At 54.3% G+C, this 15,865-nt stretch carries 13 protein-coding genes; 5 read left to right on the top strand and 8 right to left on the bottom strand.

Annotated features, from left to right (window positions below):
* Positions 1-194 precede the first annotated feature (194 nt).
* The 5 genes from JF44_RS0112445 to xylF form a co-directional block, all read right to left on the bottom strand.
* Positions 195-1,430 carry an ROK family transcriptional regulator gene (locus JF44_RS0112445; RefSeq protein ID WP_033069336.1) on the bottom strand — a complete coding sequence of 412 codons (1,236 nt, stop codon included), beginning with the start codon at positions 1,428-1,430 and terminating at the stop codon, positions 195-197.
* Positions 1,431-1,544: 114 nt separating this feature from the next.
* Complete coding sequence (locus tag JF44_RS0112450) at positions 1,545-2,726, bottom strand: fumarylacetoacetate hydrolase family protein (protein ID WP_033069337.1); 1,182 nt, start codon at positions 2,724-2,726, stop codon at positions 1,545-1,547.
* A complete protein-coding gene (locus JF44_RS0112455) occupies positions 2,723-3,571 on the bottom strand; it encodes an ATP-binding cassette domain-containing protein (RefSeq protein WP_202901509.1) in 849 nt (282 codons plus the stop codon). The genes JF44_RS0112450 and JF44_RS0112455 overlap by 4 nt, the downstream gene beginning before the upstream one ends.
* Positions 3,572-3,582: 11 nt before the next feature.
* Positions 3,583-4,848 carry a sugar ABC transporter permease gene (locus tag JF44_RS0112460; RefSeq protein WP_238318440.1) on the bottom strand — a complete coding sequence of 422 codons (1,266 nt, stop codon included), beginning with the start codon at positions 4,846-4,848 and terminating at the stop codon, positions 3,583-3,585.
* Positions 4,849-4,951: 103 nt separating this feature from the next.
* Positions 4,952-5,983, bottom strand: coding sequence for a D-xylose ABC transporter substrate-binding protein (gene xylF, locus JF44_RS0112465; protein ID WP_033069338.1), 1,032 nt, complete (start codon positions 5,981-5,983; stop codon positions 4,952-4,954).
* Between the two features lie 242 nt (positions 5,984-6,225).
* On the opposite strand from xylF, the gene JF44_RS0112470 reads away from it, so the two are divergent.
* Both JF44_RS0112470 and JF44_RS0112475 read left to right on the top strand, forming a co-directional pair.
* Positions 6,226-6,987 (top strand): SDR family NAD(P)-dependent oxidoreductase, encoded by a 762-nt coding sequence (locus JF44_RS0112470; protein WP_033069430.1) that lies wholly within the window; start codon positions 6,226-6,228, stop codon positions 6,985-6,987.
* Between the two features lie 89 nt (positions 6,988-7,076).
* The gene (locus JF44_RS0112475) at positions 7,077-9,239 is read left to right on the top strand and encodes a dihydroxy-acid dehydratase domain-containing protein (protein ID WP_052065848.1); all 2,163 of its coding nucleotides are present in this window, start codon (positions 7,077-7,079) and stop codon (positions 9,237-9,239) included.
* A 92-nt stretch (positions 9,240-9,331) separates the two neighbouring features.
* Here JF44_RS0112475 and purU read toward each other — a convergent pair whose 3' ends face one another.
* The 3 genes from purU to JF44_RS0112490 form a co-directional block, all read right to left on the bottom strand.
* On the bottom strand, positions 9,332-10,216 hold the full coding sequence (purU, locus tag JF44_RS0112480; protein WP_033069339.1) for a formyltetrahydrofolate deformylase: 885 nt from the start codon (positions 10,214-10,216) through the stop codon (positions 9,332-9,334).
* Positions 10,217-10,397: 181 nt separating this feature from the next.
* Positions 10,398-11,576 carry an acetylornithine deacetylase gene (gene argE, locus JF44_RS0112485; RefSeq protein WP_052065849.1) on the bottom strand — a complete coding sequence of 393 codons (1,179 nt, stop codon included), beginning with the start codon at positions 11,574-11,576 and terminating at the stop codon, positions 10,398-10,400.
* Positions 11,573-12,340, bottom strand: coding sequence for an NAD kinase (locus tag JF44_RS0112490; protein WP_033069340.1), 768 nt, complete (start codon positions 12,338-12,340; stop codon positions 11,573-11,575). The genes argE and JF44_RS0112490 overlap by 4 nt, the downstream gene beginning before the upstream one ends.
* Positions 12,341-12,589: 249 nt before the next feature.
* Here JF44_RS0112490 and JF44_RS0112495 point away from each other — a divergent pair, with 249 nt between their 5' ends.
* From JF44_RS0112495 to JF44_RS0112505, 3 genes are all read left to right on the top strand, one after another.
* The gene (locus JF44_RS0112495) at positions 12,590-13,324 is read left to right on the top strand and encodes a TetR/AcrR family transcriptional regulator (protein ID WP_033069341.1); all 735 of its coding nucleotides are present in this window, start codon (positions 12,590-12,592) and stop codon (positions 13,322-13,324) included.
* A gap of 162 nt (positions 13,325-13,486) precedes the next feature.
* On the top strand, positions 13,487-14,410 hold the full coding sequence (locus tag JF44_RS0112500; RefSeq protein WP_033069433.1) for a sulfurtransferase: 924 nt from the start codon (positions 13,487-13,489) through the stop codon (positions 14,408-14,410).
* A gap of 108 nt (positions 14,411-14,518) precedes the next feature.
* On the top strand, positions 14,519-15,730 hold the full coding sequence (locus JF44_RS0112505) for a YeeE/YedE family protein (RefSeq protein ID WP_033069342.1): 1,212 nt from the start codon (positions 14,519-14,521) through the stop codon (positions 15,728-15,730).
* Positions 15,731-15,865 lie beyond the last annotated feature (135 nt).

A 15,865-nucleotide genomic window follows, 5' to 3' on the forward strand; every position in this document is an offset into this window, starting at 1 on the left:
GAACTTTGGTGCGACTTCGGTCGGCACGATGGCCATCCGCCGCTTCCTGCGTCCGGTATGCTATCAGAACATCCCGACGGATGTTCTGCCTGCTGATATCGCCTGATTGCAGCGCGACACAGCATCTGCATGAAAACGAAAAGCCGTCCTTTGGGGCGGCTTTTTGCGTTGGGTGGAGTGGCGGTAGATGCAGGTTACGAGGTGGTGGCCTTGAACATATTTTCATCATGGCGCAGCAGGCTTTGACCAATCGCACCTTGAAGCGCAAGGTCCTTATCCCACGCCAGATGGGTGATTTCAGGGCCGCGGCTAAGTTCCGGAACCTGGGCATCTGCAAGGCCGCGTTTCAGTTCAGGTTCCATCATGTCATAGGCGCGTGCACCAGAACCGGTGATGAAAATCTGCTTTGGGCCCAGAAGGGCGATCAGATTGGCAATGCCATATCCCAGAACCTTGCCAGCGTGTTTAAACAGATCCGTAAGGCCGGTATCTCCATCGCGGGCGCGCGCGACAAGATCCATCATCTGATCTTCGCTGGGATGCAGGCTGTTGGCATCGGGCAGGTCCATCAGGCCACGGGCATCGCGCAAAATGGCATAATCGCCGATATAGGCTTCAAGACAACCGCGTCGTCCGCAATTGCATAGAGGCCCATCGGGTTGGTACTTCATGTGACCAAATTCGGCGGCGGTTCCGAAATCACCATTATAGACATTACCATTCAGTACCAGTCCCATGCCGATGCCATAGCCCAGCATGATCACGGCAAAATCACCGCCGAGATGCAGATTGGTATTTTGCGAAATGGCCGTGGCAATACAGTTGGCATCATTTGACATCTGAACAATGCCGCCAAACCGTTCGCCAAGTGCCTTGTTCAGCGCGATGTTGCGGTGGCGCAGCGCCGGTGACCAGATAATTTCGCCACTGTTGCTGTCGGTCACACCTTGTACAGCGATGCTGATGCCAACCGGTGGATGGGTGGAGAAACCCTTGTGCTCGGCAATGAAATCTTCGATCAAGCTGATCAGAGTCGCGACAAGTTCGCCTTCATCAAGGTCACGGGTATTGATGCAATGTTCGGAGCTGCATTCAATTTCGCCCTTGAAGTTGCCAAGCGCAATTTCAATCAGGTTGATGGTGATCTTTACCCCTATGACGCAGGCCGCATTGGGGACAAGGTCCAACAGAACTTTTGGGCGTCCGCGTGTGGTGCCCTGGCTTGCGTTGGCATTTCCATTGATGCCTTGGCTTTCCTGAACCAGTCCCTGTGACATCAGGTCTGAGGTAAGCGAGGTGACGGTTGCCGGGCTGAGGCCGGTGGCCGTGCCAATATCAATACGCGCGGCAGGGCCATGGACGCGCAAATAACGCAGAATAGCAATCTGTGAGGGCTGGCGTGGGGTTTCGCTGTCGGTGCGGCGGCTCATGAAGTTGGTTTATATCCTTTGGGATGAACAAGGCGGCGGTGAGGCCGCCTTGTTGATATGGGCATTTTTTTTCCCGGCTTGGCAAGTCGATAGCACACCGCGCCTGCGCGCGATTTACAGAAGCCCGCGTGCAGCAAGGTTGGTCATAAGGGCGGTAATGCCAAACTGCCATGGATTGATCACATCAGACCGGTCAACCTGATTAACCAGTTTGCCAAGGGTTGGTGTTGAGATGGTCACAAGGTCGCCCATCTCATGGGTGAAGCCCTTGCCCGCACCGCCGCGATCATCGGTCGGGGCAAACATGGTGCCCAAAAATAGCATAAGGCCATCAGGATACTGGTGGTGTTTGCCAATGGCCTGGCTTACCAGACTTTCAGGAGTGCGGCTGATTTGGCTCATCGAGCTTACCGCATCAAGGTGATAGCCATCAGGCCCGTCAACGGCCATGGCGATATCGGCCGATTTGACTGTTTCCAGCGTGAAATGATCATCAAACAGGCGGATGAAGGGCCCGATTGCGCAGGATCCGTTGTTGTCTTTTGCCTTGCCAAGCAACAGTGCAGAACGACCTTCGACGTCACGCAGATTGACATCATTGCCAAGGGTCGCGCCGACAATCTTGCCTTTGGAGGTTGCGGCAAGAACCACTTCGGGTTCCGGATTGTTCCAGTTTGAAATCGGGTGCAGGCCAACATGGGCGCCGTGACCCATGGCCGACATCACCGGTGATTTTGTGAAAATCTCTGCATCCGGGCCGATACCGACTTCAAGATATTGCGACCATGCGCCTTTTTCGATCAGGATTTCTTTGATGTCGGCGGCTTTTTGCGATCCGGGTTCGATTTGTGACAGATCATCGCCAATAATGCCGGTGATTTCGGCGCGGATTTGATCTGCCTTTGATGCGTCCCCACGTGCCTGTTCTTCGATCACACGTTCCAGCAGGCTGGCGACAAAGGTCACACCACTTGCCTTGATCGCCTGAAGGTCATTGGGGCTTAAAAGGTGCGGGGTGCTATGGTCTGCACCGGGGCGTGACTGTTCAAGGATATCACCAAGCTGGCAAATCGTTGAGAAACGGCTGGGTTTAGACAGTTGTGCGACCAGATCATTGCGTTCAAGAAGCTGGCTGACTGTCGGGGCCAGTGGGCTGATGTCGCGCAGATTTTCACCATCGACCAGAACCGGGGTCGGGCCTGATACCCGTGGGTCCCAGATCCGGCCGATCAGAACGGCGCGATTGCTGTCATTAGGCAGAATGTCATGGATGTCGCTTGGAAAGCCGTTGGTCATGAGGGGGTCTCGCTTGTCTCGCTGTTGGTTGCATCTTCCGGAGCGGTTGGCGCATTGGTCGCACCGGGGCCTGCCAAATGTAAAAGATGTTCGGGCATTTTGCCCAGAATGATCATGCCAAGCACGTCGTCATGTGTGACGTCTTCGGTTCGAACGCTGCCGACCAGTTTGCCATTTTTCATCACATGCAAACGATCAGAAAGATCAAACACATCATGAAGATCGTGGCTGATCAACAAAATACCCAAACCGTCGCGTTTTAGCTGATCAATCAGTTCCCCGACCATTTTGGTTTCGTGCACACCCAGTGCGGCACAGGGTTCATCCATGATCAGGACGCGTGCTTCAAACAACAGAGCACGCGCAATGGCAACCGATTGGCGCTGGCCGCCGGACAATGCCGAAACGGGGGATGTGAACTTTTTGAAGTTCGGATTCAGGCGGTGAAGAACTTCACGCGCCTTATGTTCCATTGCGGCATCATCAAGAAAGCCAAACTTGTCGGTGACTTCACGACCCAGAAACAGGTTCTGGGCCGCATCAAGGTTATCGGCAAGGGCAAGGTTCTGATAGATCGTTTCGATATTATTGTCGCGTGCATCACGCGCATTTTCGATATTGGCATCCTTGCCATCGACAACGATCTGACCGCTATCGGCCTGATAGGCGCCCGAAAGAATCTTGATCAGGGTCGATTTGCCTGCACCGTTGTGGCCCAGAACGCCAACCACTTCGCCGGGATACAGATCGATTGATACGCCATCGACTGCCTTCACCCCGCCAAAGCTGATATGGATGTCGCGCATTTCGACCAGCGGGTTTTTCGTCATGTTGGGATCAGTCATGTCCGGTCTCCTTACGCGGTCGGGTCGCTGTAACGACGGTGGAAATACTTGTCGCTAAAGACGGCCAGAACAAGAACCAGTCCGATAACGATGCTTTGCAAGGATGTATCAACGCCGAGCAGCGCCATGCCACTTTGAAGGCTTTGCATCACAAGTGCACCAATAAGTGCCCCGTATATCGTGCCAACACCCCCTGCAAGCGACGTTCCGCCAATGACAACTGCGGCAATCACGCGCAATTCATCAAGTGTGCCCAGATCATTGCCCGCAGATTGCAGGCGGGCTGATGAAATCGCAGCACTGATGGCGCACAGAACCCCCATCAGGGCAAAAACGGCAACCGTCATGCGTTTGACGTTGATGCCGGCCAGTTCGGCTGCTTGCGGATTGCCACCAATGGCAAAGACATAGCGACCAAACCGGGTGCGTTTGACAACAATGGTCAGAACAATCGCAACCAAAGCCACAATCAGAAGCGGAATCGGAATGCCGTGCGAAATTTCAAGGTTCTCAGGGGTGACTGGAATGCCCTTGTTTTCAAGCAGGCGTTCAGCCGCCCGCGTTGGCAGGTGATAGGCGTTAAGTGTCGCGATTGCGATCAACACCAAACCGGCCTTGATGATGGTGTTGGTATATTCTGCCCAGACCGGTTTGACCGGGAATTCGAACGACAGGCGACGGCGACGGTCCATGATGGCGGCATAGATGATCGCGACAATGGCAATCAAAGCAACGATCCAGCTCCATGTGGCGCCAATTGTGCCTTCGATTCCACCGCCCAGAAGGATAAAGTTGTGATCAAGCGGGGCGACAGTGCGTCCCTGTGTCACCCACCATGCCGCGCCGCGCCAGACCAAAAGCCCGCCCAGCGTGACAATAAATGCGGGGACACCAAGATAACCAACCGCGGCCCCCTGTATTCCGCCGATGACAGCGCCGATCACGATGCCCGCGAGCAGGGTAAGTATCCAGGTCATCGGGTGATTGTAATCAAGGAACTGCGGCAGCAGGTCGGTTTGAACAACCCCCATCAGCATTGCCAGAACGCCAAGAATTGCGCCCACAGACAAGTCGATGTGACGTGTCACAATGATCAGAACCATGCCGCACGCCATAACAGCGACAGAGGCGGTCTGAACCGACAGGTTAAAGATGTTGCGCGGCGTGATAAACCGTCCACCAGAGGCAATATCAAAGCCGACCCAAATGATCAGCAGGACAACGGCAAGGCCAACCAGTCGGCGGTCGACTTCCATTTTCGAAAGCAGTCGTGACATGAAAAAGCTCATAAGGCAGCGGGGCCGACATGCAAACATCTGTGCAATACGGGTGTTGCAGTCGGCCCCGGGTTAAGCAAGGTCGGAGAAAGCAGAAAATGCCTTAGTTACAGGCACTAACCTTGCTGTTCGTCACGCCCTGACAGACAACGTCTTTCGAAACCCAACCCGCATCAATCACAAGATCAAGCTTGTCCTGGGTGATTGCGACCGGGTCGAGGAAGAAGGACTTCATGGTTACGCCGTTCGGGCTTTCCCAATCCTGCGTGCCGCCGACATCATCAAGCGCGGTGCCGTTTGCCAGTTCAACAGCGATCTCGGCTGCGCGTTGTCCCAGAAGACGGGCATCTTTCCAGACCGAAACCGTCTGGGTGCCAAGTGCGACACGGTTCAATGCGGCGTGGTCACCATCCTGACCCGATACCGGAATGCCCTGCATGCCCTGAGCGGAAAGGGCGGCAACAACACCGCCAGCCGTGCCGTCATTCGATGCGACAACCGCATCAACCTTGTTATCAGCAGCGGTCAGGAACTGTTCCATATTGCGCTGTGCGATGGCAGGCTGCCAGCTATCGGTATAAGCTTCGCCAACGACGTTGATGTCGCCAGAGTCGATTGCAGCCTGAAGGATTTCCAACTGGCCTTCATGCAGGATGTTTGCATTGGGATCGGTCGGTGCGCCCTTGATGAAGACATAGTTGCCTTTTGGCTGTTTGGCAAAAACGGCCTCTGCCTGAAGTCGACCGACTTCCTTGTTGTTGAACGTGATGTAATAAGCGTTCGGGTCTTCGATCAGGCGGTCATAACCAACCACCGGAATGCCTTCGTTAAGGGCAAGGCCAACCGCCGGGCCGATAGAAGCCGAATCCTGTGCCAGAACGATCAATGCGTCAGCACCGCGTGCAATCAGGCTTTCGATGTCAGAAAGCTGTTTGGATGGGTTGCTCTGTGCGTCGGCGCTGATGTATTCCGCGCCAGCAGCGTCAAGTGCTGCCTTGATGGCGGCTTCATCGGTTTTCCAGCGTTCTTCCTGGAAGTTCGACCAGCTGACGCCAACAGTCAGATCAGCAGCAAAGGCATTTGCAGACAGCAGAACGGTACCGGCCAACATGGCCGTGGATAGGAGTTTTTTCATAGGTTTCTTCCCTGAATGAGTTGTGTCTTGAGATGACATTTATTTTTGTTGTCGAAAAAATGTTGACGTGAAGAAGGCGTCCTGTCAAATTTTTTTTAGTAGGCGAATTAAAAAATGCGTTCTACACCGTCAATCTACTCTAAATCGCTGTGATTTTCGCTGTTTTGAGATGTTTTCGGTTGGTGCGCTGCAGCATTTAATTTGGTGCTGAAAAATAAGACAAAGAAATGACAGGGAACGTTATGACAGCGACTTATCACGACCTTGACGGGAAATCCGTTCTTGTGACCGGTGGTGCATCCGGGATTGGTGCATCTATTGTGCGTGCCTTTTGCGCGCAGGGGGCCCATGTCGGTTTTTTTGATATCGATGACGCTGCGGCGCAAAAACTGATCGATTCCATTCGCGACAGTCATGGGGTTGCGCCGGTGTACAAGTCGCTGGATCTGCGCAAACAATCGGAAATTCCCGGTGCCGTTCACGAAATTTCGGCCACCATCGGTGCCATTGACGTTCTGGTAAACAATGCCGCACGTGATGACCGCCATACTCCTGAGGAAATCGGGCCCCAACAATGGCGCGATGGCCTGGATGTGAACCTGAGCCACCATTTCTTTTGTGCCCAGGCCGTTGCCGAAGGCATGAAAGAAAAAAGAGCCGGCAGCATCATTAATTTCAGTTCAGTAAGTTATATGATGGGACTGCCGGACCTGGTGACGTATGAAACGGCCAAAGCGGGGATTATCGGTCTGACCCGTGCGCTTGCGCGGGACTGGGGGCAGGACGGTATTCGGGTGAATGCGGTTACGCCGGGCTGTATCATGACCCAGCGTCAGCTTGATCTGTGGATTTCGCCCGCCGATGAAGAACGCATTCAGGGCGAACAATGCGTCAAACGGCGTCTGGTCGGGGATGACGTTGCCCAGATGGTGCTGTTTTTGTCATCTGATGTGTCATCGGCCTGTTCGTCGCAGAACTTCATTGTCGATGGCGGAATTGTCTGATGACTGCCAGTCTGTCAGATTAGGTCTGCCTGTTCTGACAAGCGCCGCCCTGATACCGATGCTGACCCCATGAATTGAGTGCCAATAATATGTCGCCCACCAACCTGCCTGAAACCACCATCATCATTGATGAAAAAGCCAACCCTTATCGTGATTGTATTCAGGGACTTGCCAATCAGCCGATCACGGTGGTCCATTTGCTGCGCGATGCAGTAAATGAAAACCCGACGGTCGCGCGAGATCGTCATTTTTTGGTTCCCGAAGTAAAGGACGTTGTCAGGCGTTTGGTCGAAAACCGTCCACGCATAGCGATCATTGGCGGTGCGCCGGATCACCCGGCCCATCTTCTGGATCGGCCGCAGGCGCTGATGGCAGCACTTCGTATTTGGGAAATGGGCGGGGTGCCGTTTTTGTTTCATGTTCCGGTCATTTGCGATGGCACGGCACAAAACAATATCGGGCAAAGCTATTCGCTGGCATCGCGCAATCACACAGCTGCCGCAGTGAATATCACCTTTGAGGGGCACAGCTATCACGCGGCATATGTTATTGCCGGATGTGACAAGTCCCCCGCTGCGGTGGTTGCCGGACTGGCGGCTGCTGATCATGCGCGCGCCTATCGCGGTGATCAGGCACCGGTCTGGGCTGTGTTTGCCCCGTCGCATGTGCTTAAGGGGGGTGAAATTCCCGAAGGTACGAAACGTCTGCTCGAACAAATTGCGCGGGATGCCGATCAGGCCGGGCATGATGATCTGGGGGCGGATATTCGCGAGAACATGCGCTATATCCTGCAATGCACCTCCGACGAGGCCTTTGCAGGGTTGCTTGAACGCGCCAGATTGCTGGGCCTTATTGATGATGGTCTTGAACGTCGCGTGCTGGATCAATTGGCTGCGGCAACTTGTGATTCAAAAGGCGGCATTTGCGCATTTAACGGGACGGGCAATTCATCACGGACAATGCTGGCGGCCTTTGGCTTGACCCCGCCGGAGCTGGAGCTTTTGACCGATGTGCCGCCCTATGCGGCAGTGGCCGCAGGGATTGATGCCCTGTTTGGTGTCTTCAACAAGCCGGAATATGCCATTGGCAATCTGTTAAAGGCCAATTTTGCCAATTTCGTACGCATCCACAACGCCACCGGGTCAAGCAGCAATATGCTGCTGCATCTACCCTTCATGATGCGATATGCCGGTTTTGATGTGTCGATTGATGATTATCAGGACGTGCGCACCAAAACACCGGTTCCGGAAATCTTTGCCCACAGCCTGACGGAAAACCGCGATACCTTTGTGCTGGCCCAACAAATGGCCGAAGGCAAGAACCGTGGCATGGAAAGCATCTATCGTATTCTGGCTGATCTGGGTGTGGCGATGGATCTGGATGCGCCGACCGTTCTTGGCAAAACATGGGTGGAGAGGATTGAAGGGCTTGAAAACCCGGTTGATCTCTCGCTTGGCGATGCATCGGTTATTCGCGCAACCCCGGTGCGAAGCCGATCCGGCGTGGATGTAATAACCGGCAGTTTCTTTGAAAATTGTGCGGTAAAAACATCGGGCATGAGCGATCATTTGCTGTCGCACTTTGATGATCATGTCTTCATCGTGCGGTATTACGAGAACGAACATGTATGTAATGCTGATTTTGCGTCCCCGGACTTGATCACGCGTTTGATGGAAACAGACGGTGTTGATCCGGAATTGATCGCAGCCGTGGTCCGGAGAAATGGTGGCAATTCCGGTGATATCAAAGACCCCAAGAAGCTGCTTGAAGACGGATATCTGTCGTTTGCCTTTGTTATTGGCGGGCAGGGGCCGGAAGCCTATGGCATGCCCGAAATGTTTTCCCCGTCCCAGAACCTGCGCCATCACCGCATTCTTGAAGCATCGTCAATGCTGATCACCGATGGCCGGTATTCCGGAGTGACCAAAGGGGCGTGTATTGGTCATATGGTGCCCGAAGCCTTTACCGGTGGCGGGATTGGGTATTTACAAGATGGTGATGTGCTGCGGTTGAACCTGACGACGCTGACACTTGATTGGCTGGAACGCGATGCGTTTATAAAGGGTGAGGAAAGGCCATCTGACCCCAAAGACATTGCGGACCGGGCTGCTGTGTTTGAGGCCCGTTTTCAGCGCATGGATGCCCGGCAATGTGACATCGCCGCGAGCAACGTTTTGGATGGCATTGGCAATGCTGCACGGGGCATCGTACCGCGGGCTGTTGATCGACGTGCGGTAAAAGACTGGCGTTAAGCGCAATGTTGTTGTGCTTGCCCTGAAATGAAAACACCCCGGTCTGATCAAGGCCGGGGTGTTTTGTATTTGTTATCGCAGGTGCGGTGGGGTTAGCCCATCCGTTCGGATGCGTAGCTTCCCGGGCTTGGCGGGAAGACAATCGTGCGATTGCCGTTGATGAAGGAACGGTGATGGATATGGGCGTGAACTGCGCGCGCCAGAACCTGGCTTTCAACGTCGCGGCCAATTGACACATAATCCGCCGAATTCTGCGCATGGGTGATGCGCGCAATGTCCTGTTCGATGATCGGGCCTTCATCAAGGTCGGCGGTGACATAATGCGCGGTCGCACCGATCAGTTTCACGCCACGTTCATAGGCCTGGCGATAGGGGTTGGCCCCCTTGAAACTTGGCAGGAATGAATGGTGGATGTTGATTATTTTGCCGCTCATCTTCTTGCACAGGCTGTCTGACAGGACCTGCATGTAGCGCGCCAGAACAATCAGTTCGACGTCATAATCCGCAACAATATCAAGAAGTTTTTGCTCTGCTTCGGGTTTGTTGTCCTTGGTCACGCGAATGTGGTGGAACGGGATGTCGTGATTGACGACAACCTTCTGATAATCAAGGTGGTTGGAGACAACACCGACGATATCAATCGGCAAAGCACCGATTTTCCAGCGATAGAGCAAATCGTTCAGGCAGTGGCCAAAGCGCGACACCATCAGAAGAACTTTCATCTTCTCGGAACTGTCGCGAATTTCATAGGTCATGCCATGTTTGGCTGCCGGGGCTGCAAACCCGTTGATGAGGGTTTCCTGATCAACACCTTCTTCGCTGACGAATGCAACGCGCATGAAAAACAAACCTGTTTCCAGGTCATCGAACTGGGAACTGTCAGTGATGTTGCAACCGTGATCGGCCAAATACGTGGAAATGGCGGCAACGACCCCGCGCTGGGAGTCACACGAAACGGTCAGAACGTAGCTTTTCATCTCGTCTGGCTTTCAAGTTATCTGCACATAAGAATTGCCCGGCCCGTCAATCGAGGCGCGAAACAGGGCCGGGCGGATGGATTAGATATCAACTGTGTTCTCATGTTCCCAGTAGGAAAAATGAGAAACACAAGAATTTTACCCATAACCCCACGTTTGGCGCGGTGGGATGCCCACGAGGTTACTTGACCAACACGCCCACAAGCTTATCAAGAAACACCTCGCAGCGGCCCAATTGATCCAGTTCGATGAACTCGTCTGGTTTGTGGGCCTGTTCGATGCTTCCCGGGCCGCAAACGACGGTCGGGATATCGCCAAGGGCGGAAAAAACGCCTGCTTCTGTGCCGAAGCTGACTTTGCCGGTGGTGTTTGCGCCGGTCAGTGCCATAACAAGTTTGGTGACTTCTTCGTCATCACCGGTGGCAAGGCCGGGCATATCGGAAATAACTTCGATCTCGACCCCGACGTCGTCGTAATTTTCGCGCATCTCGGGCACAAGGGTGTTTTCGATATAATCGTAAATCTGCGCTTTCAGGGCGTCGCGGTCATCATTGGGCAGATTGCGGAACTCGAAATCGACAAAACAATCCTGCGGAATGATATTAAGCTGCGTACCGCCCTTGATAACACCTGTGTGGAAGGTGGTGTGATTTGGCACGAACTCGTCATCATGCGGGCCCTCATCACGGCATTTACGACCAAGCTTGCGAAGGTGGGTGACAAATTCGGATGCAAATTCGACTGCATTCACGCCTTCGGACGGAAGCGATGAATGGCCCGATCGGCCGGTGAAATGTGCGCGTGCAGAAAACTTGCCCTTGTGCTGGGTGATGACCTTCATTTCGGTCGGTTCACCGACAATGCACATGGCCGGTTTGTGGGGCAGGTTCTTTATGGCTTCGACCAGACTGGGCACCCCAAGACATCCGACTTCCTCGTCATAGGTGAACGCCAGATGGATCGGCACACGCAAATCCGCATTCTTGAAGGTTTCAGCCTTGGCCAGAAGACAGGCAAGAAATCCCTTCATGTCGCACGATCCGCGCCCATACAGCCTGTCGTCGCGAATATCGACCTCATAGGGATCAGACGCCCAGTCCTGACCTTCTGTCGGGACCACGTCGCTATGACCCGACAGAATCACACCGCCATGCGCGGCCGGGCCGATTGATGCATAAAGATTGGCCTTTGTCCCGGAAGGATCGCGCACAACAAGGGTGTCATACCCCAGCCCGTCAAGGAATGCTTTTACCTCGTCAATCAGGGCCAGATTTGGCGTCATGCTGACAGACGGGTGGGCAATAAGTTTGCGGCACCATTCGATGGTGGCTTCTGATGGGGAAAGGGCGGCGGTAGTCATTCGACAAATTGTTCCTTGAGGATACGTTCTTCAAGATTGTGTTCCGGATCAAACATCAGCTTGATCTTCATGCTGCGGTCTTCGCGGATCTTCACATGGGAAACATCGCGAACCTCGGTATAGTCGGCCACGGCAGAAACCGGGCGCTTTTCGGGGTTTTCGATCTGAAAGACGACTTCGGCGCCATGGGGCAGAAGTGCTCCGCGCCAACGCCTGGGGCGAAACGGGCTGATCGGTGTCAGGGCCAAAAGGCCGCTTCCCATCGGCAGGATCGGACCATGTGCGGACAGGTTATAGGCCGTGCTACCCGCTGGCGTGCATACAAGGGCGCCGTCACAGACCAGTTCGGCAAGGCGTTCAACGCCATCGACCTTGATGCGCAGCTTGGCGGCCTGACGGGTTTCGCGCAATAGCGACACTTCGTTAATGGCAAGCGCGCACAGGCTTTCGCCCGAAACGGTATGGGCTTCCATCTGAAGGGGATGGAGTTCGACAGTCTGGGCCTCGGCAATGCGATCGGTCAGGTTCATTTCGCGAAATTCGTTCATCAGAAACCCGACAGTGCCCCGGTTCATGCCATAAATTGGCACTTTGCGGCCCATGTAGCGGTGCAGGGTTTCAAGCATGAAGCCATCCCCGCCAAGGGCGACAATCACTTCGGCCTTGTCCGGGGCAATGTGACCGTATCTGTGTTTTAGCCGATACATCGCATCCTGTGCGATTTTGGTTTCGGCTGCAACGAAGGCGATGGAATCAAGCTGCATCTGCGATCCGACGGATAATTGGGGCTGGGCCCACAAGGGCATTGCGAACAATAGAGTACGCTTTGGCTTTAATTGCAAGGGGCTGCATGATGCGCAGCCAAGTTGCCCAATGCAACTCTGGTTTCGGACCTAGCTGGTCGTATGATTGACCTTTGTCTGAAAAGAGGGGAACCTGTTTGAGGCTGGACTCATTAAATTGATTTGAATGGGGCCTGACCCAAAACAACAAAAGCAATTTAGATCGGCTTCATGTCAAAAGAACCTTTTAGTTTCTCGGCTGCTCTTTCGCGAATTTCGCGTCCAGATGATCCTTCTGATGACGCGGTTCTCGAAGTTGACGAACATATGGAGCTGGAGGGCGTTTCCGACAACGCATTGGTCCCCAAAAGGGTGCGTGACCCTGATGCGACCCGGCAAAAGCTTCTTGATGCCGCCTTTGGTGAAATTCGGCGTGCCGGGTTTGGCGGTGCATCAATTAACAACATCCTGGAGAACAGCGGTTCCACCAAGGGGGCGCTGTATCATCACTTTTCCGGGAAGGCCAAACTGGTCAATGCGGTGATTGAGGAATGCCTGCCGGGCTATGTTGATGAAGTTTGGCTTAATGACCTTGAAGATGCCGATGATATCTTGCCCGTCCTGATGGAACAGGTCGACCGCCTTGGCGGTGAGAATGCGCCAAGCCTGCTTGAAGGCGGCTGTCCGCTTGCCCGTCTTGCGTCGGGTGCGGGGGAACTTGATGAAAACCTGCGCAAACGCATTGATGGTGTGTATCGCTACTGGCGCCGCGGATTGGCGTCCCACATCGGCAAGGCGCAATTTAACAAAACCGTGCGCACGGATGTCGAACCATCCGCTGTTGCCGAATTTATTATTGCCGCCTTGCACGGGTTCCTTACGCGCCCGCCCGCCTTGCGCAATCTGGAAACCCAGGATTCATTTGCCCGCGAGTTTGCGCGATATCTGAATAACCTGCGCCCTTAAAACATTTTCCCATTAACGGAATGGCGTGACGTTTTTGCCGAAAATATACACCTACGCATATTAAACAATAAATAAGTGTTGTTTTGATAGTATTGACAAATTTTTGTGTTTGATTAAGTAGTGGGTACAAATTCATAACGTTTAATGTTGGAGACAAGCCCCATGCGTTCTCTTGTACTTTCTGCTGTTGCAGCAGTCGCATTCACCTTCGCAGGTGGCGTCGCACAGGCCGAGCGCCTGACAGAAAAGCCGTTGGTAGATGCCAACTGGGTCGAGGAAAACCTTGATAACCCGTCGCTGGTAGTTGTCGACATTCGTTCGCTGACCAAAGATGGCAGCCCCTATGAGGCGGGTCACATTCCCGGTGCGGTTTATGCCCCCTATGGCAAGTTTGGCTGGCGGGCAAAGGTCGACAATGTTGTTGGCATGCTGCCGCCGGTTGATGTGATCTCCAAACGGATCGGGTCGCTTGGTATCGACAATGACAAGCAGGTCGTTGTTGTCCCGGCAGGCCAAAACAGTTCGGACTTCGGGTCGGCAACCCGTGTGTATTGGACCTTCAAGGTTCTTGGCCATGATGCGGTCACAATTCTCGATGGCGGTCAACGCGCATGGAATGCTGCGGGCAAGTCTGTTTCCCAGGATGCTGTTGCACCAACCACGGTGGCCTTTAACGCGAACTTCCGCCCTGAGCTGGTGGCCTCGGCAGAAGATGTTGCCAAGGCGCGTGAAAATGGTGTCGAGCTGATTGATGCCCGTCCGGAATCGCAGTTCACTGGCAAGGCAAAAAGCGGTGTTGTAGCCCGCCCGGGTGCCATCCCGGGGGCAAAAAACATCTCCCAGTCTGAATTTTACAACGATCAGGACGGTGCCTTTGTCGCCTCTGACGTGATTGAAACGCTTGTTGCTGATGCAGGTGTATCAACGGACGCCAAGGAAATCACCTATTGCAACACCGGTCACTGGGCGTCGGTTGCCTGGTTTGGTCTGTCCGAAGTGATGGGCAACAAGAACACCGCGATGTATGATGGCTCCATGACCGAATGGGCTGCTGATCCGAACCGTGAAATGGTTATTCCTGAATAATCGGGTTTCCTGACGGTATCTTGTCAGTCAGAACAGTTTGAACGGAACCGGCTCACGACCGGTTCCGTTCGCGTTTCCGCAATTGATTTCAGGTTACAGAGCGTCACCATGTCTGAAACGACCCTAAAAGCACGCCCGGAAAGCCCGGGTTTTAATTTCGACAAAGGGCCAGCAGCGATTACTGCCGTCCTGTTTGTTGTTGTCGGCATCGCCATTTCACAAGCTGTTGACCTTAAACAGGCCGTTCTTTACGGGCTGGGCGGGGTGCTTGGCATTGCGCTGTATCATGCTTCGTTCGGTTTTACCGGCGGCTGGCGGCGTTTTTCGGTTGAGAAGCGCGGGCGGGCCCTGCGTGCACAGCTTTTGATGATCGGCGTTGCGGCTGCGGCATTCATTCCGATACTGGCCCTTGGCAATCCGTTGGGTGGGGCGGTTGCCGGTGCGATTGCACCGGTTGGCATGTCGGTTCTGATCGGTGCTTTTTTGTTTGGTCTTGGCATGCAGCTTGGTGGGGGCTGTGGCTCTGGCACGTTGTTCACCGTTGGGGGTGGTAGTGCGCGGATGCTGTTGACGCTGGTGTTCTTTATCATCGGTGCAGTAATCGGTACGGCGCATTTGCCCATGTGGCTTGAACTGCCAAGCCTGCCGCCAATGAGCCTTGGACGTGAATTTGGCATCAGTGGCGGTCTTGTCGTGACCTTTGGCGGGTTGGCGTTGGTGGCGTTGCTGACAATATTCGTCGAAAAGCGTGCTCATGGCGGGCTTGAAGTTGTCTCAAGCGCGCCGCGTGCAGGGATCGCACGATTTATCCACGGCCCATGGCCGCTGGTTTGGACAGGCTTGCTGTTGGCGGGCTTGAACATCGCGACGCTTTTGATCGCGGGACATCCGTGGTCAATTACGTTTGGCTTTGGCCTTTGGGGCGCAAAGATCGCGCAAGTGATCGGTATCCCGGTTGAAACGTGGGAATTCTGGAACTGGGGTGGTCCGGCATATGCGCTGGGCAACTCGGTTTTGCAGGATAATACCTCTGTTATGAATTTCGGCATCGTCATTGGTGCAGCCTTTGCCGCCGCCCTTGCGGGCAAATTTGCGCCAAAGGTATCCGTGCCGGTTGCGTCCCTATTGGCCGCAGCGATTGGCGGGTTGCTTATGGGCTATGGCGCGCGATTGGCATTTGGATGCAACATCGGCGCGTTCTTTAGCGGCATCGCATCAGGCAGTGTGCATGGCTGGTTGTGGTTTGCCCTGGCCTTTGCAGGCAGTTGGGTTGGCATTGCCCTGCGTCCGATCTTTGGAATGGATGGTTTCCGGAAATGAGTGAGAAAAATACAATCCTGTTTGGGGCGGTCTTTTTGGCAGCGAGCGGCGCGGTGGCGCTGGACCATTACAGCCATACGGCAAACATCCCCGCGATTGCCAACCCGGCACCGGCCAAGCAGCCCGCCGCAGGCA

It is taken from the genome of Thalassospira australica (genome assembly GCF_000763295.1).
GTDB classification, from domain to species: Bacteria; Pseudomonadota; Alphaproteobacteria; order Rhodospirillales; family Thalassospiraceae; genus Thalassospira; species Thalassospira australica.